The sequence below is a fragment of the Streptomyces sp. NPDC048600 genome, from assembly GCF_055587025.1.
Genome location: NZ_JBVJGZ010000003.1, coordinates 22,662 through 47,522, shown reverse-complemented (window position 1 = coordinate 47,522; position 24,861 = coordinate 22,662). Strand labels below are relative to the sequence as shown.

At 70.8% G+C, this 24,861-nt stretch carries 22 protein-coding genes and 1 riboswitch; of the genes, 16 read left to right on the top strand and 6 right to left on the bottom strand.

The window, feature by feature from the left end; translation table 11 throughout:
* Positions 1–206 precede the first annotated feature (206 nt).
* Both ACZ6SQ_RS04480 and ACZ6SQ_RS04475 read right to left on the bottom strand, forming a co-directional pair.
* Positions 207–2,075 carry a hypothetical protein gene (locus ACZ6SQ_RS04480; protein WP_469556674.1) on the bottom strand — a complete coding sequence of 623 codons (1,869 nt, stop codon included), beginning with the start codon at positions 2,073–2,075 and terminating at the stop codon, positions 207–209.
* 149 nt (positions 2,076–2,224) lie between these two features.
* Entirely contained in the window at positions 2,225–2,437 is a 213-nt protein-coding gene (locus ACZ6SQ_RS04475; RefSeq protein WP_389329775.1) for a hypothetical protein, read from the bottom strand.
* 130 nt (positions 2,438–2,567) lie between these two features.
* On the opposite strand from ACZ6SQ_RS04475, the gene ACZ6SQ_RS04470 reads away from it, so the two are divergent.
* Entirely contained in the window at positions 2,568–3,542 is a 975-nt protein-coding gene (locus ACZ6SQ_RS04470; protein ID WP_386384748.1) for a carbohydrate kinase family protein, read from the top strand.
* Between the two features lie 254 nt (positions 3,543–3,796).
* On the opposite strand, the gene ACZ6SQ_RS04465 is transcribed toward ACZ6SQ_RS04470, so the two are convergent.
* Complete coding sequence (locus ACZ6SQ_RS04465; protein ID WP_469556672.1) at positions 3,797–5,182, bottom strand: aminotransferase class V-fold PLP-dependent enzyme; 1,386 nt, start codon at positions 5,180–5,182, stop codon at positions 3,797–3,799.
* A gap of 263 nt (positions 5,183–5,445) precedes the next feature.
* On the opposite strand from ACZ6SQ_RS04465, the gene ctaC reads away from it, so the two are divergent.
* The 4 genes from ctaC (at position 5,446) to ACZ6SQ_RS04445 (ending at position 9,929) form a co-directional block, all read left to right on the top strand.
* On the top strand, positions 5,446–6,405 hold the full coding sequence (gene ctaC / locus ACZ6SQ_RS04460) for an aa3-type cytochrome oxidase subunit II (protein ID WP_469556671.1): 960 nt from the start codon (positions 5,446–5,448) through the stop codon (positions 6,403–6,405).
* Complete coding sequence (ctaD, locus tag ACZ6SQ_RS04455; protein WP_386384755.1) at positions 6,402–8,141, top strand: aa3-type cytochrome oxidase subunit I; 1,740 nt, start codon at positions 6,402–6,404, stop codon at positions 8,139–8,141. Before ctaC ends, ctaD begins: the two co-directional genes overlap by 4 nt.
* Positions 8,138–8,536: a cytochrome c oxidase subunit 4 gene (locus tag ACZ6SQ_RS04450; RefSeq protein ID WP_386384757.1), complete on the top strand. Its 399-nt coding sequence runs from the start codon at positions 8,138–8,140 to the stop codon at positions 8,534–8,536. The genes ctaD and ACZ6SQ_RS04450 overlap by 4 nt, the downstream gene beginning before the upstream one ends.
* A 130-nt stretch (positions 8,537–8,666) precedes the next feature.
* A complete protein-coding gene (locus ACZ6SQ_RS04445; RefSeq protein ID WP_469556668.1) occupies positions 8,667–9,929 on the top strand; it encodes a L,D-transpeptidase in 1,263 nt (420 codons plus the stop codon).
* A gap of 339 nt (positions 9,930–10,268) precedes the next feature.
* Here ACZ6SQ_RS04445 and ACZ6SQ_RS04440 read toward each other — a convergent pair whose 3' ends face one another.
* A complete protein-coding gene (locus ACZ6SQ_RS04440; protein WP_386384761.1) occupies positions 10,269–10,670 on the bottom strand; it encodes a response regulator in 402 nt (133 codons plus the stop codon).
* A 147-nt stretch (positions 10,671–10,817) separates the two neighbouring features.
* Between ACZ6SQ_RS04440 and ctaE the strand changes: the two genes are divergently transcribed.
* From ctaE to ACZ6SQ_RS04410, 6 genes are all read left to right on the top strand, one after another.
* On the top strand, positions 10,818–11,438 hold the full coding sequence (ctaE, locus tag ACZ6SQ_RS04435) for an aa3-type cytochrome oxidase subunit III (RefSeq protein ID WP_469556667.1): 621 nt from the start codon (positions 10,818–10,820) through the stop codon (positions 11,436–11,438).
* A 78-nt stretch (positions 11,439–11,516) separates the two neighbouring features.
* The gene (gene qcrC / locus ACZ6SQ_RS04430; protein ID WP_386384765.1) at positions 11,517–12,329 is read left to right on the top strand and encodes a cytochrome bc1 complex diheme cytochrome c subunit; all 813 of its coding nucleotides are present in this window, start codon (positions 11,517–11,519) and stop codon (positions 12,327–12,329) included.
* Positions 12,326–13,393: a cytochrome bc1 complex Rieske iron-sulfur subunit gene (qcrA, locus tag ACZ6SQ_RS04425; RefSeq protein ID WP_386384767.1), complete on the top strand. Its 1,068-nt coding sequence runs from the start codon at positions 12,326–12,328 to the stop codon at positions 13,391–13,393. The genes qcrC and qcrA overlap by 4 nt, the downstream gene beginning before the upstream one ends.
* Positions 13,390–15,051: a cytochrome bc1 complex cytochrome b subunit gene (gene qcrB / locus ACZ6SQ_RS04420; RefSeq protein WP_386384770.1), complete on the top strand. Its 1,662-nt coding sequence runs from the start codon at positions 13,390–13,392 to the stop codon at positions 15,049–15,051. Before qcrA ends, qcrB begins: the two co-directional genes overlap by 4 nt.
* A 121-nt stretch (positions 15,052–15,172) precedes the next feature.
* Positions 15,173–16,237 carry an anthranilate phosphoribosyltransferase gene (trpD, locus tag ACZ6SQ_RS04415; protein ID WP_469556665.1) on the top strand — a complete coding sequence of 355 codons (1,065 nt, stop codon included), beginning with the start codon at positions 15,173–15,175 and terminating at the stop codon, positions 16,235–16,237.
* Between the two features lie 74 nt (positions 16,238–16,311).
* Positions 16,312–16,427, top strand: a riboswitch (SAM riboswitch).
* A 198-nt stretch (positions 16,428–16,625) separates the two neighbouring features.
* A complete protein-coding gene (locus ACZ6SQ_RS04410; RefSeq protein WP_469556664.1) occupies positions 16,626–17,987 on the top strand; it encodes an aminotransferase class V-fold PLP-dependent enzyme in 1,362 nt (453 codons plus the stop codon).
* A gap of 264 nt (positions 17,988–18,251) precedes the next feature.
* Here the strand turns inward: ACZ6SQ_RS04410 and ACZ6SQ_RS04405 are convergent, their stop codons facing one another.
* Together ACZ6SQ_RS04405 and ACZ6SQ_RS04400 are read right to left on the bottom strand one after the other, a co-directional pair.
* Positions 18,252–18,533 carry an Lrp/AsnC family transcriptional regulator gene (locus ACZ6SQ_RS04405; protein ID WP_386384776.1) on the bottom strand — a complete coding sequence of 94 codons (282 nt, stop codon included), beginning with the start codon at positions 18,531–18,533 and terminating at the stop codon, positions 18,252–18,254.
* Complete coding sequence (locus ACZ6SQ_RS04400; protein WP_469556661.1) at positions 18,530–19,276, bottom strand: rhomboid family intramembrane serine protease; 747 nt, start codon at positions 19,274–19,276, stop codon at positions 18,530–18,532. The genes ACZ6SQ_RS04405 and ACZ6SQ_RS04400 overlap by 4 nt, the downstream gene beginning before the upstream one ends.
* 155 nt (positions 19,277–19,431) lie before the next feature.
* Here ACZ6SQ_RS04400 and ACZ6SQ_RS04395 point away from each other — a divergent pair, with 155 nt between their 5' ends.
* The 5 genes from ACZ6SQ_RS04395 to ACZ6SQ_RS04375 all read left to right on the top strand — a co-directional run bounded on the left by ACZ6SQ_RS04395 (position 19,432) and on the right by ACZ6SQ_RS04375 (position 24,798).
* On the top strand, positions 19,432–19,671 hold the full coding sequence (locus ACZ6SQ_RS04395; protein WP_469556660.1) for a hypothetical protein: 240 nt from the start codon (positions 19,432–19,434) through the stop codon (positions 19,669–19,671).
* A gap of 35 nt (positions 19,672–19,706) precedes the next feature.
* Positions 19,707–21,056: an NYN domain-containing protein gene (locus ACZ6SQ_RS04390; protein WP_469556658.1), complete on the top strand. Its 1,350-nt coding sequence runs from the start codon at positions 19,707–19,709 to the stop codon at positions 21,054–21,056.
* A gap of 276 nt (positions 21,057–21,332) precedes the next feature.
* A complete protein-coding gene (locus ACZ6SQ_RS04385; RefSeq protein WP_469557200.1) occupies positions 21,333–22,367 on the top strand; it encodes a C40 family peptidase in 1,035 nt (344 codons plus the stop codon).
* Between the two features lie 194 nt (positions 22,368–22,561).
* Positions 22,562–23,578: a C40 family peptidase gene (locus ACZ6SQ_RS04380; RefSeq protein ID WP_469556656.1), complete on the top strand. Its 1,017-nt coding sequence runs from the start codon at positions 22,562–22,564 to the stop codon at positions 23,576–23,578.
* Positions 23,579–23,607: 29 nt separating this feature from the next.
* Entirely contained in the window at positions 23,608–24,798 is a 1,191-nt protein-coding gene (locus tag ACZ6SQ_RS04375; RefSeq protein WP_469556655.1) for a hypothetical protein, read from the top strand.
* The last annotated feature ends 63 nt before the right edge of the window (positions 24,799–24,861 follow it).

Here is a 24,861-nt window from a genome sequence, read left to right as displayed (position 1 = left end):
CTCGGCGTCGGCTTCGAGGAGCTCACCACGTGGCGCCCCACCCGGCCCCCCCCCCCCCCCCCACCCCCGCCCCCCCCCCCCCCCCCCCCCCCCCCCCCCCCGCCTTCGTCGTGTGCGCCGAGCGTGTGCCGCGCATGTGCCGTCCGGCGTCCGCGGCGCCGTCGTGGCCGCTCGCGCAGTTCCCCGCGCCCCTTTTCGGGGCGCGGTCAGCGGACCATGGAGGTCTTCGGCAGCCGGGCACCCGGCTTGTCCAGCGGGACCCCGTGGCCGCCCGAGTCCACCACCCGGCGGTCGCCGACCGGCTCGTCCAGCTGCACGGTCCGGTGGAACTCCTTGGCGATCATGATGCACACCTTGTCCGGCCACGGCTTCTCGGTCACCGTCACCGTCACCCGCTCCGCGTCCTCCGCCGCCTTCACCGTGTAGTCCGCGCACACCCCGCCGGTGAAGCGCACGGTCAGCTCACGGCCCTCGGCCGCGTACGCCTCCACCTGCACGTCCCGCGGCGCCGGCGCCGCGGTCGGCTCGTCCGGGCCCGTCGGCCGCGGGCTCGGCGGTTCGGTCGGCTCACCGGGCGGAACGTCCGAGGGGACCGGCGTCGGCGCGACCAGGAAGCGGGGCTCCACCGCCGGGTGCGTCACCGTGAAGGAGTCCTGCGCGCCCGGCGCCCGCACCTCGAACAGCCACGACGGCACCAAGGTCTGCCGCGCGCCCACGTAGTGCGACGCGAGACCGAACACCGCGCCCCGCACGTCGATCTCCTGCGGCTGCGCCGGCTCCGGCTCGCACGGCGCGGCCGGCTCGGTCCCGTCGTCCAGCGGCACCGGGCTCGCACAGCCGCCGACGCCCGAACCCTGGCCGGTCTGGCCCGCGTTCATCTGCTCCAGCGTCTCGCTCGCCCCCAGCACGGGGTACGTGTCGCCCTTCACCGGCGCCTCGAGCTGCCCGCTGCCGCCGACGACCTCGCCGTCCACCCCGATCGTCAGCCCGGTCATCCAGCCGTACGTCGGCAGCCCGCCGATCACCGGGTCGGCGTTCACCACGCGCTGCGCGCCCATGACCTGGCTCGCGTCGACCTTCGCGTCGTCCTGGCCGACCGCCTTCAGCACCGGCGCGGCCGCCTTCTTCGCCGCCTCCTCGCTGACCGGGTCGTCGGCCGGGGCCATCGGGCCGCGCTGCGGGCACTCGGTGGTGCTCTTGCAGTTGTCCGTGCCGGGCGCGTAGCGGTGGAACGTCCAGGTACCCGGCGCGTTGAGGTTCACCTGGAGGGTCGGGCCGAAGCCGTCCTTCGCGCCGATCCGCCAGGACTGCCCCTGGAGCACCGGCGTCCCCTCCACCCCGAGCGCCGCCGCGAGCCGGGCCACCTCGGCCTTGTCGACCTGGCCCTGGGCACGGAACACGGCCGCGGAGTCGGGGCCGTCGGGCAGCTCGCCCGATGCCTGGTAGACCGCGCCGTACGGGTTCGGCTCGCCCGGCGCGATGCCCTCGCCGCCGCCCTCGGAGTAGCCGTCGATGGGGAGCGGCGGGGGAGTGCCGTCGCCGCCGGCCGCACCGGAGGCGGTCTCGCCGCCCGAGCGGTCCGCCGCGGACGCGGCGAGATAGGCCCCGCCGCCGGCGACCAGCAGCACGGCGGCGGCCACGGAGGCCGCGACCAGCGGCGACCGGCGCCGCCCGCCCATGGACGGCGCCTCGCCGGACGTCCGCGCGGCGAGACGCACGGTGTGCTCGTTGGGGTCGTCGCCTGCGGCGGGCGCGGGCGCGGGCACGGGCTCGGGCGACGGGGGGCTCTGGGGCGGCTCGGCGGCCGCGGCGGGCTCGGCGGCGTCCGGGGCGTCGGGCGCCTCGGTTCCTGCTTCGGACTCGGCCGCGGCGGCGGCCTCGACGTCGGCCTCCGCCTCCGCCTCGGTCGGGTCGGCGGTGCTCGCGTCGGCCGGGGACGTCTCGGCCGACCCTGCCGTGTCGACTGGACGCTCCGCGGCCCCGGCGGAGTCGCTCGCGCCGGGGCTGTCGGCGGCGCCGGCCTCACCCGTGACGGCGTCGTCGCGGTCGGGGTTGTCGGGTCGCTCGGTGTTCACCGCATCGCTCCTGCTGCTGGAGGGTCGTATCCCACATCCCCACCACGGGGGACGGCGATGAGACGTAGCGGAGGAGCGTGCGGTTCCCTCCGGCGCGGGCGTTCAGCCTCCTGGGTGAGCCCGGTTGCGCCGCGGGGGTGAGGAGCCGGTCAGTCCCCGTAGTCCGACATCGCGTCCAGCAGTCGCGCCGACTTCGACGGTACGGTCACGCCGTGGATGCTGGACGGGGAGACAGGACGTGCCGTGCCCCGGTCGGGGGCGGCCCAGTGCCGGGCCATCCGGGCGCAGTCGCCGCGCAGCGAGGCCAGATCGCCCTCGAGGTCGGCGGGTGCGGGGGCGGCGGGAGCCTTGAGGTTCGTCATGGACGCACCGTATGCACGTCCGTACTCACGAAGAAAGATCTACTATCGGGTAGTTTTGTCGTCTTCTAGGCCGCGCCGCCCAACGGGTAGCGTGGATTGTCAATGACCCTCCACCCAGGAGACCCTCGCCGTGCGCATCGCAGTCACCGGCTCCATCGCCACCGACCATCTCATGACCTTCCCCGGTCGGTTCGCCGATCAGTTCGTCGCGGACCAGCTGCACACCGTCTCGCTGTCCTTCCTGGTCGACAACCTCGATGTACGGCGAGGGGGCGTCGGCGCGAACATCGCCTTCGGCATGGGCCAGCTCGGCACCGAGCCGATCCTGGTCGGCGCCGCCGGCTTCGACTTCGACGAGTACCGGGCCTGGCTGGACCGCCACGGCGTGGACACCGAGTCGGTGCGGATCTCGGAGACGCTGCACACCGCCCGTTTCGTGTGCACCACCGACTCCGACCACAACCAGATCGGTTCCTTCTACACCGGCGCGATGAGCGAGGCCCGGCTGATCGAGCTGAAGACGGTCGCTGACCGCGTCGGGGGTCTCGACCTGGTCCTCATCGGCGCCGACGACCCCGAGGGCATGCTGCGCCACACGGAGGAGTGCCGCTCGCGGCGGATTCCGTTCGCCGCCGACTTCTCCCAGCAGATCGCCCGGATGAACGGCGAGGAGATCCGCATCCTGCTGGACGGGGCGACGTACCTCTTCTCCAACGAGTACGAGAAGGGCCTCATCGAGTCCAAGACCGGCTGGACCGACGAGGAGATTCTCGGCAAGGTCGGTGTGCGGGTCACCACGCTCGGCTCGCGCGGTGTCCGTGTCGAGCGGGTGGGCGAGGACCCGATCGAGGTCGGCTGCCCCGAGGAGGAGCGCAAGGCCGATCCCACGGGGGTCGGTGACGCCTTCCGGGCCGGGTTCCTCTCCGGTCTCGCGTGGGGTGTCTCGCTGGAGCGGGCGGCTCAGGTGGGGTGCATGCTGGCGACGCTGGTCATCGAGACGGTGGGTACGCAGGAGTACCAGTTGCGGCGGGCGCACTTCATGGATCGGTTCACCAAGGCGTACGGGCATGACGCGGCGGACGAGGTTCGGGGGCACCTCGGCTGACGTTCCTCCGGGGGTGCGGGGGCGTTGTTCGCGGCCCCGCACCCCTCAGGGGTGGGTTCTGCGCTCGCGAGCCTCAGGATTGACCGGTTCCTCGCAGCCCGGGTCGCGCAGTTCCCCGCACCCCTTATAAAGATTGCGCAGTTCCCCGCGCCCCTGAAAGCGTGCGCCGTTCCCCGCGCCCCTCAAGAGATGCGCCGTTCCCCGCGCCCCTTATAAGGATTGCGCCGTTCCTCGCGCGCCCGGACGGGTGGGGGTCAGGTGGTTCTGCGGATCAGGTAGGCCGTTCCCGTTTCGGCCGGTTCTTCGCCCAGGTACTGCTGGGCGCGCATGTCGCACCAGGCCGGGATGTCCAGGCGGGCGGCCTCGTCGTCGGAGAGGACGCGGACCGTGCCGCCGATCGGGACGGTGCCGATGACCTTGGCCAGTTCGATGACCGGGATGGGGCAGCGTTTGCCGAGGGAGTCGACGACGACCTCCTGTGCCTGGGCCGGGCGGGCCGGCGGGGCGGACGTCGGGGCTCCCAGCTTCTCCCGTACCCCCGTCACCACACCCGGCAGGACGTCCAGGAAGCGGTCCACCTCCTCCGCCGGCGTCCCCGTCGGCAGCGAGACCCGTACGTTCCCCTCGCTGAGCACCCCCATTGCCTTGAGCACATGGCTCGGCGTCAGGGTGCTGCTCGTGCAGGACGACCCGGAGGAGACGGAGAAGCCCACCCGGTCCAGTTCGGTGAGCAGCGCTTCCCCGTCGACGTAGAGACAGGAGAAGGTGACGATGCCGGGCAGCCGGTGCCGGGCGTCGCCGACGACCTCCACGTCCGTCAGCAGCTCGGGCACCCGCGTGCGGATGCGCTGCGTCAGTTCGCTCAGTCGCCCCGCCTCCTGGGCGGCCTCCGCGCGCACGGCCCGCAGGGAGGCGACGGCCGCGACGATCGCGGGGATGTTCTCGAACCCGGCGGCCCGCCCCGACTCCCTCTCGTCGACCGGTCCTTGAGCGGCGAACCGCACCCCCTTGCGCACGACGAGCAGCCCCACCCCGGACGGACCACCCCATTTGTGGGCACTGCCCGTCAACAGGGACCAGTCGCCCTCCACCGGCCCCCACCCCAGCGACTGCGCCGCGTCCACCAGCAGGGGCACCCCCGCCGCCCGGCACACCTCGGCCACCTGGGCCACCGGCTGCACCGTCCCCACCTCGTGGTTGGCCGACTGAAGACACGCCAGCGCGGTGTCCTCCCGCAGGGCGTCGGCGTACGCGGAGGCGGAGACGCGGCCCTCGCGGCCCACCGGAACCTCCTCGACCGTCCCGCCCGAGGCCTGGTGCACCTCCGCCGAATGGAGTACCGAGGAATGTTCGACCGATGACACGATCAGGTGGCGTCCGACGCGCCGTCGTCCGGTCAACGCCCCGGCGACGCCCGTGTGTACGGCCCTGGTGCCGGACGCCGTGAACACGACCTCGTCCGCCCGGCAGCCCACCGCCTCCGCGGCGGCCTCACGAGCCGCGTCCAGCAGCATCCGCGCCCGCCGCCCCTCCCGGTACAGCCGCGCGGGATCCGCCCACCCTTCATCCAAAGAGGCCAACAGCGCCTGACGGGCTACGGGATGAAGGGGGGCACTGGAAGCGGCGTCAAAGTAGGGCACACCGCAACGTTAGATCGCCGCGAAGGACAACGTCCCCAAGGGGCGCGGGGAACGGCGCGACAAGCCACGGACAACCCGCACCCGCCAAACAAGCGAACCACCCTCTTCACTAGGCCCCCCTCCCCGCGAACCCCCGGAGGGCGTCGGCTAGGGTTTGGTCCGCATAAACATCCAAACCCCTGCCCGACGCAGGGCGGCGACCGACCACCGAGCAAGGCAGGCCGCAGCCGATCGCGCGGGCGAGACTCTCGGGAAGGCGCTACGTGAGTCCCAACGGCTCCGACCGCTCGCCGCGGCGCCCGATGCGGCGGAAGCTGCTGCAGGCATTGACCGCGGGCCTGGTCCTGGCGACCGCCACCGGTTGCACATGGGAGGACTTCCCCCGCCTTGGCATGCCCACCCCCACCACAGAAGAGGCTCCGCGGATCCTCTCCCTGTGGCAGGGTTCCTGGGCTGCCGCGCTCGCCGTCGGCGTGCTGGTGTGGGGCCTGATCCTGTGGAGTGCCATCTTCCACCGGCGCAGCCGCACCAAGATCGAGGTACCTCCGCAGACCCGTTACAACGTGCCCATCGAGGCGCTGTACACGGTGGTCCCGATCATCATCGTCTCGGTCCTCTTCTACTTCACGGCCCGTGACGAGACGAAGCTCCTCGACCTGTCCAAGAAGCCCGACGTCACGGTCAACGTGGTCGGCTTCCAGTGGAGCTGGTGCTTCAACTACATCGAGAACGTCGAAGGTTCCGCGGGCGACGCCAAGACGTCGAAGGAACTGAACGCGATCCCGGACCGCTACAAGGAAGCGTTCCCCGACAACGCCGGCGGCGTCTACGCCTGCGGCACCCCGGGCGAGCGCAACCCGCAGACCGGCAACCCCGGCCCCACCCTGTGGCTGCCCGAGGGCAAGACGGTCCGCTTCGTCCTGACCTCGCGCGACGTCATCCACTCCTTCTGGGTGGTGCCGTTCCTGATGAAGCAGGACGTCATCCCCGGCCACACCAACGCCTTCCAGGTGACCCCGAACCGTCAGGGCACCTTCATGGGCAAGTGCGCCGAGCTCTGCGGTGTCGACCACTCCCGGATGCTGTTCAACGTGAAGGTCGTCTCGCCGGAGCGCTACGAGCAGCACCTGCAGGACCTCGCGAAGAAGGGGCAGACCGGTTACGTTCCCGCGGGCATCGAGCAGACCGCCCATGAGAAGAACCGGGAGACGAACCAACTGTGAGCATCCTCAACGAACCTCAGGGTGCCGGGGCAGCCGAAGACTCGTACTACGAGGACGAGCTGCCGGTCCGGCGCAAGCAGCCCGGCAACGTCGTGGTGAAGTGGCTGACGACCACCGACCACAAGACGATCGGAACGCTCTACCTGGTCACGTCGTTCGCGTTCTTCTGCATCGGTGGCGTCATGGCGCTGCTCATGCGTGCGGAGCTGGCCCGCCCGGGTCTGCAGATGATGTCGAACGAGCAGTTCAACCAGGCGTTCACGATGCACGGCACGATCATGCTGCTGATGTTCGCGACGCCGCTGTTCGCCGGCTTCGCGAACTGGATCATGCCGCTCCAGATCGGTGCCCCCGACGTCGCCTTCCCGCGGCTGAACATGTTCGCCTACTGGCTCTACCTGTTCGGCTCGCTGGTCGCCGTGGCCGGCTTCCTCACGCCGGACGGCGCCGCGGACTTCGGCTGGTTCGCCTACTCCCCGCTGTCCGACGCGGTCCGCTCGCCGGGTCTCGGCGCCGACATGTGGATCATGGGTCTGGCCTTCTCCGGCTTCGGCACCATCCTCGGCTCGGTCAACTTCATCACCACGATCATCTGCATGCGCGCTCCCGGCATGACGATGTTCCGGATGCCGATCTTCGTGTGGAACGTCCTGCTGACCGGTGTCCTGGTCCTGCTGGCCTTCCCGGTCCTGGCGGCCGCGCTGTTCGCCCTGGAGGCGGACCGCAAGTTCGGCGCCCACATCTTCGACGCGGCCAACGGCGGCGCGTTGCTGTGGCAACACCTCTTCTGGTTCTTCGGCCACCCAGAGGTGTACATCATCGCCCTGCCGTTCTTCGGCATCATCAGTGAGGTCATCCCGGTCTTCTCCCGCAAGCCGATGTTCGGCTACCAGGGTCTGATCGCGGCGACCATCGCCATCGCGGGTCTGTCCGTGACCGTGTGGGCGCACCACATGTACGTCACCGGTGGCGTGCTCCTCCCGTTCTTCTCCTTCATGACGTTCCTCATCGCGGTTCCGACCGGTGTGAAGTTCTTCAACTGGATCGGAACGATGTGGAAGGGCTCGCTGTCCTTCGAGACGCCGATGCTCTGGGCGACCGGCTTCCTGATCACCTTCACCTTCGGTGGTCTGACCGGCGTCATCCTGGCCTCGCCGCCGATGGACTTCCACATCTCGGACTCGTACTTCGTGGTGGCGCACTTCCACTACGTCGTCTTCGGCACCGTCGTCTTCGCGATGTTCTCCGGCTTCCACTTCTGGTGGCCGAAGTTCACCGGCAAGATGCTCGACGAGCGTCTGGGCAAGATGACCTTCTGGACGCTGTTCGTCGGCTTCCACGGCACCTTCCTGGTCCAGCACTGGCTGGGCGCCGAGGGCATGCCGCGCCGCTACGCCGACTACCTGGCGGCGGACGGTTTCACCGCCCTGAACACGATCTCGACGATCAGCTCGTTCGTGCTCGGCGCCTCGGTGCTGCCGTTCTTCTACAACGTCTGGAAGACGGCCAAGTACGGCAAGAAGATCGCGGTCGACGACCCGTGGGGCTACGGCCGCTCCCTGGAGTGGGCCACGTCCTGCCCGCCGCCGCGGCACAACTTCCTCACCCTGCCGCGGATCCGCAGCGAATCCCCGGCGTTCGACCTGCACCACCCTGAGATCGCCGCGCTGGAGCAGCTGGGTCACGGTGGCCGGGAAGCCGCCGCGCTGGCGGGCGGCAAGGAGGCCGGCAAGTGAAGATCCAGGGCAAGATGTTCATGTGGCTGGGCGTCTTCGTCCTCGCCATGGCCGTCTTCTACGGCCTCTGGTCGCAGGAGCCGGCCGGTACCACCGCGCTGTTCCTCGCCTTCGCCCTGTGCGTCATGGTCGGCTTCTACCTGGGCTTCACCGCCCGGCGGGTCGACACCGGCGCCCAGGACAACAAGGAGGCCGACGTCGCGGACGACGCCGGCGAGCTGGGCTTCTTCAGCCCGCACAGCTGGCAGCCGCTCGCGCTGGCCTTCGGTGGCGCGCTGGCCTTCCTCGGCGTGGCCGTGGGCTGGTGGCTGCTGTACTTCTCCGCGCCGATCATCCTGATCGGCATCTGGGGCTGGGTCTTCGAGTACTACCGCGGTGAGAACCGCACCCAGTAACACGCCCCGAGCGCACCGGAACCCGGACACTCCGTCAGGAGGGTCCGGGTTCCGCCGTTTCGCCGAATGCGCGTCCCCCTTACGAGTCTCCCGGCGCGCCGTCGTTGACGAAGCTTCCTAGCGTGAGGTCATGAACACCTCCCCGCGCACCCGTACCGTCGCCGGCTGCATCGTGCTGGCGATGACCCTGGGCTCCGCCCTCGCGGCCTGCGGCGGCGACGGCAACCCGCTGTCGGCGGCGCCGTACGACGCCGCGGACCAGATCTCCTTCAACACCCCCGACGACGAGGACGAGAAGGCCGACCCGGACAAGCCTCTGGAGATCACCGCCGAGGACTCCGACGGCCGGATCACCGACGTCACCGCCCAGGACGCCTCAGGACGCCATGTGGCGGGCGAACTCTCCGCCGACGGCACCAGGTGGCACAGCACCTCACCGCTGGCCGCGGACGCCCGCTACACGGTTCGGGTGAGCACCGAGGACGAGGACGGCGCCCCGGGGCGCAAGGTCCTCACCTTCGACACCGGCAAGCCCCTCACCAAGAAGGGCCTGGACGTCACCTTCGGCCCCAGGGCGGGCACCTACGGTGTGGGCCAGCCCATCACCGCCGAGCTGTCCAAGCCGGTCGGGGACCGCGCCCAGCGCGCGATCGTCGAACGCGCCCTGCGGGTCGAGTCCGTCCCCCGCGCGGACGGCGGCTGGCACTGGGTGAACGACAAGGAACTCCACTACCGGCCCAAGGAGTACTGGCCCGCCGAGGCCACCGTCCGGGTCCGCAGCGAACTCGAGGGCGTCAAGATCAGCGATCGCCTCCGGGGCGGCCGGGCCAAGCCCCTGAAGCTCTCCATCGGTGACCGTGTGATCGCCGTCGCAGACGCTTCCAGCCACCAGATGACCGTCTACCGCAACGGCAAGGAGATCAAGAAGATCCCGGTCACCACCGGCAAACCGGGCTTCGAGACCCGCAACGGCGTCAAGGTCGTGCTGGGCAAGGAGTACTACGTACGTATGCGCGGGACCAGCATCGGCATCGCCGAGGGCTCCGCGGAGTCCTACGACCTGCCGGTCTACTACGCCACCCGCGTCACCTGGAGCGGCGAGTACGTCCACGCCGCGCCCTGGTCCGTCGGCTCCCAGGGCTCCGCCAACGTCAGCCACGGCTGCGTCGGCATGAGCACCGCCAACGCGGAGTGGTTCTTCGACAACGTCCGCGAAGGGGACCTCGTCCAGGTCGTCAACTCCGAGGGCAACACGATGGAGACCTTCGGCAACGGCTTCGGCGACTGGAACCTCACCTGGCAGAAATGGCGCAAAGGCAGCGCCATCCTCGGCGGCACCCCGGAAGCCCCCAACCCGGAACAAGCAGCCCGCCTACGCCCAGCAGCCGTCTAGCCCACCACCGCCCCGCGCCCCACCAGGACCGCGGGGCGCCGTCACGACCCCCTACGAACGCCCAGCAGCCAACCGCCGCCAAGGGGCGCGGGACTGTGTCCGAGATGCGGCTCCGCCGCAGGGGCGCGAGCACTACGAACGCCCAGCAGCCAACCGCCGCCAAGGGGCGCGGGACTGTGTCCGACATGCGGCTCCGCCGCAGGGGCGCGAGCACTACGAACGCCCAGCAGCCAACCGCCGCCAAGGGGCGCGGGGAACTGCGCGACAAGCCACAGACGAACCGGCACCCGCGCACAGCCCCGCACCACAGAAACGCTCAGCCGCTCAACTGCCAGAGGCCTACGCGCTCAACAACCGCTTGGCCCGCAGCAGAGCCGCCAACGCCCCCGCGAACTCCACCGGCTCCACCGGCAGCGTCACCGCCGCGTCCGCACGACTCCACGTGGCCAGCCACGCGTCCTGCGGCCGCCCGATCAGCAACAGCACCGGCGGGCACTCGAAGACCTCGTCCTTGATCTGCCGGCACATCCCCATGCCCCCCATGGGCACGGCCTCGCCGTCGAGCACACACACGTCGATACCGCCGCGGTCCAGCTCCTTGAGCACCGCGGCCGGAGTCGCGCACTCGATGAACTCCACGGCGGGGACGTCCGGCGCGGGCCTGCGCCCGGTCGCCAGCCGGACCTGCTCACGGGTGTTGGAGTCGTCGCTGTAGACCAGCACGGTGGCGGTCGGCTGCATGGTTCCTCCGGAGACGTCAGCGTCGTACGGACGGGGCCGTTTGGGGCGGATGTTACTCCCCTGAACACCACGTCAACACCGGTTCGGCGGGTAGCAACACTCCGAACGGCACCCCCCGGAGTGAGGGCGGGATAAGCGACCGACATAATGTCGGTCGTGGCGACAGCAACGACAGTAGAAACCGGGCACGCGCACCCGTCGGTCAATCGGCCGAACCTCACCAGCGTCGGAACCATCATCTGGCTGAGTTCCGAGCTGATGTTCTTCGCGGCCCTCTTCGCGATGTACTTCACCCTGCGGTCGGTGACCGGCCCCGAGTTCTGGAGTGAGAAGGCCGCGGCCTTGAACTTCCCGTTCTCGGCGACGAACACCACCATCCTGGTGCTCTCCTCCCTCACCTGTCAGCTCGGCGTGTTCGCCGCCGAGCGCGGTGACGTCAAGAAGCTCCGGATGTGGTTCATCGTCACCTTCATCATGGGTGCGATCTTCATCGGCGGTCAGGTCTACGAGTACACCGAGCTGGTGAAGAAGGACGGGCTCTCGCTCTCCTCCGACCCGTACGGCTCGGCCTTCTACCTGACCACCGGCTTCCACGGCCTGCACGTGACGGGCGGTCTCATCGCCTTCCTGCTGGTCCTCGGCCGTACCTACGCGGCCCGCAGGTTCACCCACGAGCAGGCGACGGCCGCCATCGTCGTGTCCTACTACTGGCACTTCGTCGATGTCGTCTGGATCGGCCTCTTCGCCACGATCTACATGATCAAGTAGCAGGAACCGATCACTCGCGTTTCCCGAAGCGCACATCCAGAAGCATCGACGCAGAAGATCCTGACACCGGGGTAATCCGTGAAAAAGCTCTCCGCACGACGACGCCATCCGCTGGCGGCGGTCGTCGTCCTACTCCTCGCGCTGGCGGCCACTGGGGGGCTGTACGCCGTGTTCGCACCCGCGGACAAGGCCCAGGCCGATGAAACCTCCCAGTCTCTCGCCATCGACGAGGGCAAGAAGCTCTACGCCGTAGGCTGCGCCAGCTGCCACGGCACCGGCGGTCAGGGCACCTCCGACGGTCCGAGCCTCGTCGGCGTCGGCGCCGCGGCCGTCGACTTCCAGGTGGCTACCGGCCGTATGCCGGCCGCCACCTCCCAGGGCGCCCAGGTGCCGAAGAAGAAGGCGATCTACTCGCAGGCCGAGATCGACCAGCTCGCCGCCTACATCGCCTCGCTGGGTGCCGGTCCGACCGTCCCGACCGAGGAGCAGTACGGCCCGGAGGGCGCGGACATCGCCGAGGGCGGTGAGCTCTTCCGCAACAACTGCGCGCAGTGCCACAACTTCACCGGCAAGGGTGGTGCGCTCACCAAGGGCAAGTACGCCCCGTCGCTCGAGGGCGTCGACCCCAAGCACCTCTACGAGGCCATGCAGACGGGCCCGCAGAACATGCCCGCCTTCCCCGACACCACCCTGTCGGAGCAGAACAAGAAGGACATCATCGCGTACCTCGACGCGGTCAACGGCGACGACACCGAGAACCCCGGTGGCATGGAGCTGGGCGGCCTCGGGCCGGTCAGCGAGGGCCTCTTCGGCTGGATCTTCGGCCTCGGCACGCTGATCGCGGTCGCCGTCTGGGTCGCCGCTCGGACCGCAAAGGCCAAGAAGTCATGAGTAGCCAAGACATTCCCGAAGAGAACCTGCCCGCCGAGGCGTCCGCAGGTCACGACGAGCACGGCACGCTGAGCGTCGCGGACGAGAAGAACCCGTTCGCCGACCCCGGCCTGCCGCCCCACGAGCACCGGATCCAGGACGTCGACGAGAAGGCCGCCCGGCGGTCCGAGCGCGTCGTCGCCCTGCTGTTCACGATCTCGATGCTGGCCACCGTCGCGTTCATCGCCGCCTACGTGGCGATTCCGCACGACAAGGCGATCTTCGTCTTCCCGCTCGGTCACATCAACGCGCTGAACTTCGCGCTCGGTCTGACCCTCGGTACCGCCCTGTTCACCATCGGCGCGGGGGCGGTCCACTGGGCCCGCACCCTGATGTCCGACGTGGAGATGGCCGACGAGCGCCACCCGATCGAGGCGTCCCCCGAGCTGCGTGCCCAGATCCACGAGGACTTCCGCCAGGGCACCGCGGAATCCGCGATCGGCCGTCGCAAGCTGATCCGGAACACCATGCTCGGCGCCCTCACCCTGGTCCCGCTGTCCGGTCTCGTGCTGCTGCGCGACCTCGGCCCGCTGCCGGAGGACAAGCTGCGTCACACGCTGTGGCGCAAGGGCAAGCTCATCGTCAACATGAACACCAACGAGCCGCTGCGTCCCTCCGACGTCGCCGTCGGCTCGCTGACCTTCGCCAAGCCCGAGGGCCTGGAGGAGGACAGCCACGAGTTCCAGAACGAGATCGCCAAGGCCGCCCTGATGATCGTCCGGCTCCAGCCGCAGGACATCAAGGACAAGCAAGAGCTGGAGTGGTCGCACGAGGGCATCGTGGCGTACTCCAAGATCTGCACCCACGTCGGTTGCCCGATCTCGCTGTACGAGCAGCAGACGCACCACGTGCTGTGCCCCTGCCACCAGTCCACCTTCGACCTGTCCGACGGCGCCCGCGTGATCTTCGGCCCCGCCGGTCACGCGCTGCCGCAGCTGCGTATCGGCGTGAACGACGAGGGCTACCTCGAGGCGCTCGGCGACTTCGAAGAGCCCGTCGGTCCTGCCTTCTGGGAGCGCGGATGAGCACCAACGAGAACCACACCGCCGCATCGGCCGCCGGCACGGCGGGCCGCTCCCGCGGCAAGGCCGGGGCCGGCGAGCGCATGGCCGACTGGGCCGACGGCCGGCTGGGGATCTACTCCCTGGCCAAGGCCAACATGCGCAAGATCTTCCCCGACCACTGGTCGTTCATGCTGGGTGAGATCTGCCTGTACAGCTTCCTCATCATCATCCTCACGGGTGTGTACCTGACGCTGTTCTTCCACCCGTCGATGAACGAGGTGGAGTACCACGGCACGTACGTCCCGCTCCAGGGACAGCTGATGTCGGAAGCCTTCAACTCCACGATGGAGATCAGCTTCGACGTCCGCGGTGGTCTGCTCATCCGGCAGATCCACCACTGGGCGGCGATCATCTTCCTCGCCGGCATGTTCGTGCACATGATGCGCGTGTTCTTCACCGGCGCGTTCCGCAAGCCGCGTGAGATCAACTGGCTGTTCGGCTTCCTGCTGTTCGTCCTGGGCATGTTCACCGGTTTCACCGGCTACTCGCTCCCGGACGACCTGCTCTCCGGCACCGGTGTCCGCTTCACGCAGGGCGCCATCCTGTCGGTGCCGATCGTCGGCACGTACATCTCGATGTTCCTGTTCGGCGGGGAGTTCCCGGGCACCGACTTCGTGGCCCGCTTCTACTCGATCCACATCCTGCTGCTGCCGGGCATCATGCTCGGCCTGGTCGTCGGCCACCTGATCCTGGTCTTCTACCACAAGCACACGCAGTTCGCGGGTCCGGGCAAGAGCAACAAGAACGTCGTCGGCATGCCGCTGCTGCCGGTCTACATGGCCAAGGCCGGAGGCTTCTTCTTCCTGGTCTTCGGTGCCGTCGCGGCCCTGGCCGGCATCGCGACCGTGAACCCGATCTGGGCGATCGGCCCCTACCGGCCCGACCAGGTCTCGACCGGCGCGCAGCCCGACTGGTACATGGGCTTCGCCGAGGGTCTGATCCGTGCCATGCCGGGCTGGGAGGTCAACTTCTGGGGTCACACGCTCGTCCTGGGCGTGTTCATCCCGCTGGTGCTCTTCGGTCTGTTCCTCGGTGTGATCGCGCTCTACCCGTTCATCGAGTCCTGGATCACCGGCGACAAGCGCGAGCACCACATCCTGGACCGCCCGCGCAACGCCCCGACCCGTACGGCCTTCGGTGTCGCCTGGGTCACCGGCTACATCATCATGCTGATCGGTGGTGGAAACGACATCGTCGCCACCCACTTCCACCTGTCGATCAACGCGGTCACCTGGTTCGTCCGGGTCGGCTTCTTCGTCGGACCGGTCCTGGCGTTCATCGCCACCAAGCGGATCTGCCTGGGCCTCCAGCGCCGCGACCGGGACAAGGTCCTGCACGGCCGCGAGACGGGCACGATCAAGCGCCTGCCGCACGGTGAGTACATCGAGGTGCACGAGCCGCTCAGCCAGGAGCAGCTCTACACCCTCACCGCGCACGAGCAGTACAAGCCGGCCGAGATCGGTCCGGCGGTCGACGAGAACGGTGTCGCCCGCAAGGTGAAGGGCTCCGAGAAGATGCGCGCCAAGCTCAGCAAGGCGTACTTCGGTGAGGACGCCCAGATCCCGAAGGCGACCGTCGACGAGTACAAGGAGATCACGAGCGGCCACGGCCACCACTGATCGCTGCGTTCGCCACGCCACAGCGAAGGGCCCCCGTCCGGTGTTCGGACGGGGGCCCTTCGCCGTGCCCGGGGCTGGATAGGCTGGGATCACACTCCCTTACGACACTCAGGAGCGGCTGATGAGCGCTGTGACCCCCGCTGGAGGCGACACCGCGGCGGGCCGTTCCTGGCCCCAGGTGCTGAACGCCCTGCTCGAGGGGCAGGACCTGAGCGCCGAGGCGACCGCCTGGGCGATGGACCGCATCATGCGCGGCGAGGCGACGGACGCGCAGATCGCCGGGTTCGCGGTCGCGCTGCGGGCCAAGGGCGAGACCGTCCAGGAGATCACCGGCCTGGTCCGCACGATGTACGAGCACGCCAACGTCATCGACGTGCCGGGCGCCACCGTCGACATCGTCGGCACCGGCGGCGACGGCGCGAAGACGGTGAACATCTCCACCATGGCCTCGATCGTGGTGGCCGGCACCGGCGCGAAGGTCGTCAAGCACGGCAACCGTGCCGCGTCCTCCGCCTCGGGCGCCTCCGACGTGCTGGAGAAGCTCGGCGTCAATCTGGAGCTGACCCCCGCGCGGGTGGCCGAGGTCGCCGACGAGGTCGGGATCACCTTCTGCTTCGCGGTGAAGTTCCACCCGGCCCTGCGGCACGTGGCGGCCGCCCGCAGCCAGCTCGGCATCCGCACGACCTTCAACTTCCTCGGCCCGCTGACCAACCCGGCCAAGGTGCGGGCGCAGGCCATCGGTGTCGCGGACGCCCGTATGGCCCCGATCGTGGCCGGTGTCTTCGCCGAGCGCGGCAACTCCTCGCTCGTCTTCCGCGGCGACGACGGCCTCGACGAGCTGACCACGACGGCCACCTCGCGGGTCTGGGTGGTGCGCGACGGCAAGGTCACCGAGGAGACCTTCGACCCGCGCGACGCCGGCATCGACCTGGTCCCCGTGGAGGCCCTGCGCGGCGCGGACGCCTCCTACAACGCCGAGGTGGCCCGTCGCCTCCTCGACGGCGAGCGTGGCCCGGTGCGGGACGCCGTCCTGCTGAACGCGGCAGCCGCCCTGGTCGCCCTGGAGCCGTCCGACGCGTCCCTGACGGAGCAGATCCGCGCCGCGATGGCGAAGGCGGCCGAGGCGATCGACTCCGGCGGGGCCCGGCGCACCCTGGAGCGCTGGGTGGCCGCGACCAACGCCTGAGTCTCAGGCCCGACGGTCCCGCGATCCGGACACGGGTTGCGGGACCGCGATCATTTCGCGTACGTTCCTCGACAGGTCATGAGTGACAGTCATACGGCCCCGGCCGACTGTCCGGCAACCCTCCGTCCGTGGCGGGGTGCCCCGGGTGAAGACCAGGCCGTGAGCGCAGGGCTCAGGGCAAGCGCGGACCCCTCGCGAAACCAGGGGTCCTGGTCGTCGAGGAGTCTTCCGTGAGCAAGCGAATGCGTTAGGGCCTGTCCCTCGGACAGGCCTGGGGCTGCCGAGCCCCGTCCCGCACTTCTCTTTCCCCCTCCTTCATCCACGCCCGAGCCGCGTCCGCGCGACCGCTCGCGGGGTGAATTCCTTCTGCCTTCACGGGAGTTCCGCCATGTCCGTCTCCACCGCTGCCGCCGGCCAGTCCGTTTGCACCCCGCTGCCCGTTCTGGGCCGGGATGTCACCGTCCCGCTCGTGACCGGCGGCGAGGTCACCTACGCCGCCCTCGACTACGCCGCCAGCGCACCCGCCCTCCAGCGCGTCTGGGACGACGTCGCCGCCTACGCGCCGTACTACGGCAGCGTGCACCGCGGTGCCGGCTACCTCTCGCAGCTGTCGACGGACCTCTTCGAGAACGCCCGCCGGACCGTCGCGGAGTTCCTGGACTGCCGGGAGAACGACCAGGTCGTCTTCACCCGCTCCACCACCGACTCCCTGAACCTCCTCGCCCGCGCCCTGCCGGACGACTGCCAGGTCTTCGTCTTCGAGACCGAGCACCACGCCTCGCTGCTGCCCTGGCAGGACGCCCGGGTCACCTACCTCGACGCCCCGCGCACCCCCGGCCAGGCCGTGCGGACCCTGGAGCGCGCCCTCGCCGCCCGTGAGCCGTACGGTCCCGCTCTGGTGTGCGTGACGGGCGCCTCCAACGTCACCGGCGAGATCTGGCCGGTCCGTGAGCTGGCCGCGGCCGCCCATGCGCACGGCGCCCGGATCGTGCTCGACGCCGCCCAGCTCGCCCCGCACCACCCGGTGAGCGTGCGGGACCTCGACGTGGACTGGATCGCCTTCTCGGGGCACAAGCTGTACGCCCCGTTCGGCTCGGGCGTGCTGGCGGGCCGCGCCGACTGGCTGCGCGAGGCCGAGCCCTACCTCGCGGGCGGCGGCGCGAGCCGCAGTGTCACCCGGCGCGAGGACGGCGGCGTGGACGTGGAGTGGCACGAGACCGCGGCCCGGCACGAGGCCGGCTCCCCGAACGTCATCGGCGCCTACTCCATCGCCTCCGCGTGCAAGGCTCTGACCGAGGCGGGCTGGGACGACCTCGTCGCCCGCGAGACCCGGCTGATCGCCCGGGTCCGCGCGGGCCTCGCCGATGTCCCCGAGGTCAGGGTCCTCTCCCTGTTCGGCGACGACGCCCCGCGGGTCGGCGTGATCTCCTTCGTCGTGGAGGGCTGGAACAGCTCCCACTTCGCCGCCGCGCTCTCCGCCGAGTACGGCATCGGCGTCCGCGACGGCCTCTTCTGCGCCCACCCGCTCGTACGCACCCTGCTGGGCAGCGACCCCCAGACCCAGGGCGAGTGCGGCGCCCCCGAGGCCGCGCCCGGCGAGAAGTCCCTCAACGCCATCCGCGTGAGCTTCGGCGCCGGCACCCCGGACGAACACATCGACCGCTTCGTCACCGCCGTCAAGGAGCTCACCACCCAGGGCGCGAAGTGGACGTACCGCACAGTGGAAGGCCGCTGCGTCCCGGCGGTGTGACCCGCTCTTCGGGGGCGCGGCCTGTGCCGGATCTGCGGCTACCGCCGCGCCTTTCCAGGGGCGCAGGACTGCGCCAGATCCACGGCCACCACCGCGCGGCCGCGACCGACCTGCTTTCAGGGGCGCGGGGCTGTTTCCGATCTGCGGCTGCCGCCGCGTGGCTGCGACCGACCTGCCTTTAGGGGCGCGGGGAACTGCGCGACCAGCCACGACGGACCCGCAGCCGCACGCAAACCCCACCCCCCAACCGACGGACGTCAGACGTCAGGAGTCCAGCCCGATCGCAAACGCCGCCTCAAGGTCATGCTGCGAGTACGTCCGGAACGCGACATGCGTGTCCGTCGCCTCCACCCCGGGAATCCGGCTGATCCGCCCGGGAATCACATCGGCCAGATCCTCGTGCTGCCGCACCCGCACCATGGCGATCAGGTCGTACGTCCCCGTCACGGAGAACACCTCGCTCACCGAATCCAGCGAAGCGACCTGCTCGGCGATCTCAGGGATCCGGTCCACGCTGGTCTTGATCAGAACAATCGCGGTGATCACGGCTGGTTCTCTCCCTCGGGGGCCGGCGCGGGCGGGGTGACCTTCACTCTAGTCGTACGGCCGTGGCGGGCCCACGCATAGGCGAAGCCCAGGCCGAACCCCACCAGATGGGCGAGATAGGCCACCCCGGGCCCCTCGGGCGCCCGCCCGGCGGCGAGCCACTGGAGCGCGGCCCAGAACGGCAGCACGATCCAGGCGGGGAACCGCAGCGGCAGGAAGAACAGGAACGGCAGCAGACTCGTCACCCGCGCCCGGGGGAACAGGCACAGGAACGCCCCGAGCACCGCGGAGATCGCCCCGGACGCCCCCACCAGCGACTGCCCGGAGTCGGCGTTGGCGGCGGCGTAGCCCAGCAGGGCGAGATAGCCGCACCCCAGATAGAAGAGGGTGAACTCGACCCGGCCCAGGCGCTCCTCCGCCATCACCCCGAAGACGTAGAGGAACAGCATGTTCCCCAGCAGATGGACCCAGCTGCCGTGCACGAACAGGGCCGTCGCCGGGGTGAGCGCGGCGCGCGGGGAGCCCTCGAACAGTTCGGCCGGGACCACGCCCCAGCGCCGGAAGTAGGCCCGCTGCGCGGCGAGCAGCTCGTCCCCGGTGCCGTATGCGGGATTGAGTCCGGCGGCCGGGCCGATCAGGAAGATCAGGCAGCACAGGGCGATCAGTGTGCAGGTCACCGGCGCCGCCGGCCGGCGCATCCCCTCGAGCACCCGGCCGGTCCGTCTGTTCCAGTCCCTGATCATGAACACAGAGCATGACGTAACTGGACGCATAGGGATACACCGCCTCGCCGCCGTGGACGGACGGGCACGGTGACGTCACCAGGCCGTAGGGTTACGAGCCACACGTGTCGGTAAGCCGACGCGTCACGGAGACTAGAAGGAAGCGAACAGTCACGATGACGGTTCCCCTGCCGACCGCCGCCACCCGGTGGCGCTGCACCCTGTGCGGCAACCTCACCCGCTTCGACGTGACCCGCTCGTCGAAGGTCGTCGAGTACGTCCACCTCGACCTTGCCGGGGAGCCGAGTGTGGAGGAGCGGGAGGTGGTCAGTGAGACCATCGAGTCGGTCCGCTGCCGCTGGTGCAACGCGGTGGATCAGGTGGAACTGGTGGACAGGCCGGGCGCCGCCTCCTGAGAGGGGCGGGCCCGCACAGCATTGGGGTGTGACGGATGGTGGAGACCGCAGGCGGGGGGCCGGGCGACGGCGCCGCTGAGGTGCTCGACCGTCCGCTGCCCGATGGTGTGCGGCGCCGGGTCGTGCAGATCGTCTCGGACGGCTTCGGCGGGCTGACCGTCGGTGAACTGCCCGCACAGCTCAGGCAGTACGCCCGGTTCGCCCCGAACCGCCGCGCCAAGTTCGCGGGCAACGCGATGGCCTCGGCGCTGGAGACCGACCCGGTGTTCCGGCAGCGGATCGGCGAGAAGCTCAGAGAGGCCCAGCCCGAGCTGACCGGCGCGCTCGACTCGGGCGCCCCGCCCCCGGCCGCGGACCCGCTGGACGTGGCGGCCGCGGCCTACGTACTGCGCCCCACCGGCTGGGTGAAGCTGGTGACGGCGGCCGGCGAGGAGGCGCAGCGCGCCGACGCCGAACGCGCCGACGAGGAGAGCCGGGCCGAACTGGAGCGGCTGCGCGAGGAACTGGCCGCCGCCCGCGAGCACACCCGCGCCGAGACCGAGCGGCTGCGCGTCGAGCTGGAGACGGCCCGCAAGGAGGCCGAGGCGCTGCACCGCAAGCTGCGCGCGGCCGTCAGCGACGTCAGGCGCGGGGAGGCCGCCATGCGCAAGGCGCAGGCCGAGATGGACACCGTGCGCGCCGAGGGGCACGCCCAGGTGTCCGCCGCCGAGAGCGAGACGCGGCGGCTCAAGGCGCGGCTGGGGGAGACCGAGGCCGCGCTGGAGGCCAGCCGCAAGGCGGCCCGGGAGGGGCGCAGCGTCGAGGACATGCGGGTGCGGCTGCTGCTGGACACCGTGCTGGACGCGGCCCAGGGGCTGCGCCGTGAACTCGCCCTGCCTCCGGTGTCGGTGCGGCCCGCGGAGACCGTGGACGCCGTCGAGCCGGGGCGGATGACGCCGAAGGACATCGCCGCGCGGGCGCTGTCGGAGGACGACCCGGCGATCCTGGACCAGTTGCTGGCGCTGCCGCAGGCGCATCTGGTGGTCGACGGCTACAACGTCACCAAGACCGGCTATCCGCAGATGCCGCTGGAGAAGCAGCGGCTGCGGCTGCTCGGGCAGCTCGCGCAGCTCGCCGCGCAGACCGGTGCCGAGGTCACCTGTGTCTTCGACGGGGCCGAACTGGCCGCGCCGGTGCTGCTGGCGCCGCCGCGCGGGGTGCGGGTGCTGTTCTCCAAGGCGGGGGTGACCGCCGACGAGCTGATCCGTCAGCTGGTGCGGGCCGAGCCGCCGGGCCGGCCGGTCATCGTGGTCTCCACCGACCGTGAGGTGGCCGACGGAGTGGCCCGGGTGGGCGCGCGTCCGGTCGCCTCCGCGGTGCTGCTCAAGCGCTTCTCGCGCGGCTGAAACCCGAACACGCCGACGGATCTCGGGCCGCCGTCACTGTTTGCCCCATCGGCAACGTACGCACCAAGAGCAACGTACGGACCGATTGCCCGAATTGGCCCGGTCCTTACGCAACGTAGCGTCAACCGCATATCACCGCACGTGAGTTGCGGGCAAAGAATGCGCTCCGTGAGGGAGTTTTTTGGGCTCAGGATTTGAACTGATCACAGCAAGGTCACTAGGGTCATGCCTCGAACCTCCGATCGGGTGATCACCCCCAAGAAGGAGTCGCTCCCCGTGGCGTCCCACCGTCGACCGAAGCAGCCGAGCCGCACTCGCGTGACCGTGCTGACCACCGCAGCCGCCGCTGCCGTCGCTCTCAGCGCGCAGGCCGCCAACGCGGCCCCCAGCGAGAAGCCGTCCAAGGACGAGGTCAAGGCCAAGGTCGACGCGCTGTACGAGCAGGCCGAGCAGGCCACCGAGAAGTACAACGGCGCCAAGGAGAAGCAGGAGAAGCTCCAGAAGGAGATCTCCACCGTCCAGGACAACGTCGCCCGCGGCCAGGAGGAGCTCAACGAGCTGCGCGACGGCCTGGGTACGATGGCCAGCGCCCAGTACCGCAGCGGCGGCATCGACCCCTCGGTCCAGCTCTTCCTCTCGTCCGACCCGGACGACTACCTCGACAAGGCCTCCACGCTCGACCAGTTGAGCGCCCAGCAGGTCGACGCGCTGACGAAGATCCAGGACAAACAGCGCGAACTCGCCCAGCAGCGCGCCGAGGCCACCGACAAGCTCAAGGACCTCGCCACCACCCGCGAGGAGCTCGGCAAGAAGAAGGAAGAGGTCCAGAGCAAGCTCGGCGAGGCGCAGAAGCTGCTCAACTCCCTCACCGCCGCCGAGAAGGCCGCCCTCGCCGAGGAGGAGGCACGCGCCACCCGCTCCTCCGCCGAGCGCGTCGACCTCGGTGACGCCAAGCCCGCCTCGGGCCGCGCCCTGGCCGCCTTCCAGGCCGCCCAGAGCAAGATCGGCTCGCCGTACGTCTACGGCGCCTCCGGCCCGTCCTCCTTCGACTGCTCGGGCCTGACCTCCTGGGCGTTCGCCCAGGCCGGCGTCGGCATCCCGCGCATCTCCCAGGACCAGGCGAACGCCGGCACCCGGATCTACAGCCAGTCCGACCTCATGGTCGGCGACCTGGTCATCTTCTACGGCGACCTGCACCACGTCGGCTTCTACGCGGGCAACGGCCAGGTGCTGCACGCCCCGCGCTCCGGCACCGTCGTGCGCTACGAGTCGATCGGCAACATGCCGTTCCAGTTCGGCGTCCGCATCTGACGCCAGGACCCTGACCCGGATGCCGCCCGAACGGGCGAATTCCGGCGTCCCCCGATCACCCCGCGCCCCGTCGTTGACCTGCGTCAGCGGCGGGGCGTCACCGTGCGTGCCCGCGAAGGTCTTTGGCCGGTGCCCCGTCCCGGGGTTACTGTCTGCCGCGTTTCCAGCCAGTCAGTGGAAGGAGCGCGGCCAGCGTGGGCTCTCATCGCCGCCTTGTACCGCCCGGGTTCGACCGGGGGATCGGCGCCCTGTGCGCCCTGTCCGCCGCGGCCGTCGGCGCCGTACCGGCCGCCACGTCCTCCGTGGCCGCGCCGCACGACGACACCCGGGCCCGGGTGGACCGCCTCTACGCCGAGGCGGAGAAGGCCACCGAGGCCTTCAACCGGGCCGACGAGCGCGCCGACGAGCTGCGCGGCCAGGTCGGGGCCGCGCGGGACCGGCTGGCCCGGCAGCAGGACCGCGTCAACTCCCTGCGGGAGGCGCTCGGTTCGCTCGCCGGAGCCCAGTACCGGTCCGGCGGCGTCGACCCCTCGGTCGCCCTGCTGTTCGCGGACGACCCGGACGACTACCTGGACAAGGCCTCGACCCTGAGCCGGATCTCCGCCCGCCAGGCCGGCCGGCTCAAGGACCTCCGCGGCGCCCTGCGCGAACTCGCCCAGGAACGCGCGGAGACCTCCGGCAGGCTGAGGGAGCTGGAGCGCAGCCGCGCGGCGGTCGCCGGCCACAAGCGCACGGTCGAACGCAAACTCGCGGCGGCCCGGCGGCTGCTGAACTCGCTGCCCGACGCCGAGCGGGCCGCCTTCGACCGTGCCTCCCGCACCGGCCGTTCCGGCCTGACCGGCCTCTCCGGTGACGTCCCGGCCTCCGGCCGTGCCGCCGCGGCCGTGGCCGCCGCCCGCTCCGCGCTCGGCAGACCGTACGTGTGGGGCGCCAACGGGCCCGGCGGCTTCGACTGCTCGGGCCTGATGCAGTGGTCGTACGCGCAGGCCGGGGTCGCCCTCCCGCGCACCTCGCAGGACCAGCGCGTGGCGGGCCGCCAGGTGCCGCTCTCCCAGGCGCGGCCCGGGGACCTGGTGACCTACCGCTCGGACGCCAGCCATGTCGGCATGTACGTCGGCGACGGCCAGGTCATCCACGCCCCCTACCCGGGCGCCCCGGTGCGCTACGACCCGGTCGGGATGATGCCCGTCGCCTCGGTGACCCGGGTCTGATCGGCCCGCTCGGCCGTACGATCGGAAAGATGGCTGGTCGACGGCGGACATGGGGCGCGGGAGTCGCGGTGCTCTGCGCGCTGCTCGTCTCCCCGGCGGGCTGTGCCCGGCCCGCGCCCCAGGACGGGGCCCGCGGCGAGGTGCAGCGGCTGCTGGACCGGCGCGCGGACGCGATCGTCGACCGGGACGCCGCCGCCTGGCGGGCGACCGGGACGACCACCGCGTACGACCGGCTGCGGGCCGTGCCGCTGGCGGACTGGGACTACAAGGTGACGGGCCTGCGCCGGGACGGCGACCGGGCCACCGCCGAGGCCGAGCTGCGCTACCGCCTCACCGGCTACGACGCGGCCCCGGTCGTCGCCGGGCGCACGCTGCTCCTGAACCGTGCCCCCGACGGGCGCTGGCGGGTGGTGTCGGAGGGGCCCGCGAAGAAGTCGGCGCAGCAGCTCTGGGACCAGGGCGAGGTGACGGTGGTGCGCGGCCGGCACAGCATCGTGCTCGGCGCCGGGAGCTCCACGGACTCGCTGCGCGACTTCGCGGGCCTCGCCGACGACGCCGTACCGGCCGTGTCGGACGCTTGGGGCGGGGCCTGGAACCGGCGCGTGGTGGTTCTGGTGCCCGGGTCGCTGAAGGGCATGGCCGGGCTGCTCGGCTCGCCCGCCTCCAGCTACCGGGGCATCGCCGCGGTGACGACGGGCGAGGTCGGCGGCTCGGGCCGGGCGCCCGCGGACCGGGTCATCGTCAACCCCGACGCGTACGCCCTGCTCGGTCCGACCGGGCGGCAGGTGGTGCTCACCCACGAGACCACCCATGTCGCGACCCGCGCCCACACCAACGCGGCGACCCCGCTGTGGCTGTCCGAGGGGTACGCCGACTGGGTCGGCTACCGCGGCACCGGGCGCACCCCCCTGGAGGCCGCCCCCGAGCTGGCCCGCGCGGTCACCGACGGCAGCCTCCCCGCGGCGCTGCCGGTCGACGGCGACTTCGGCTTCGAGAGCGACTCGGCCGCGCTGGCCCGGGCCTACGAGGGCGGCTGGCTGGCCTGCCGGATGATCGCCGAGCGGTGGGGCGAGGAGCGGCTCGGCGAGTTCTACCGCGCGGTCGGGCGGCACGGGCAGCGGGCCGGGGCCGTGGAGGACGCGATGGCCGGGGTGCTGGGGACCACGCCGGAGGACTTCACGGTGCGGTGGCGGGAGTATCTGCGGGCGCAGCTGGGCTGAGCGGCCGGTGGCCGGGGGCGGGGCCCGGCCTCTTCGGGCCGGGGCCGGGCAGGGCCCGTCTCC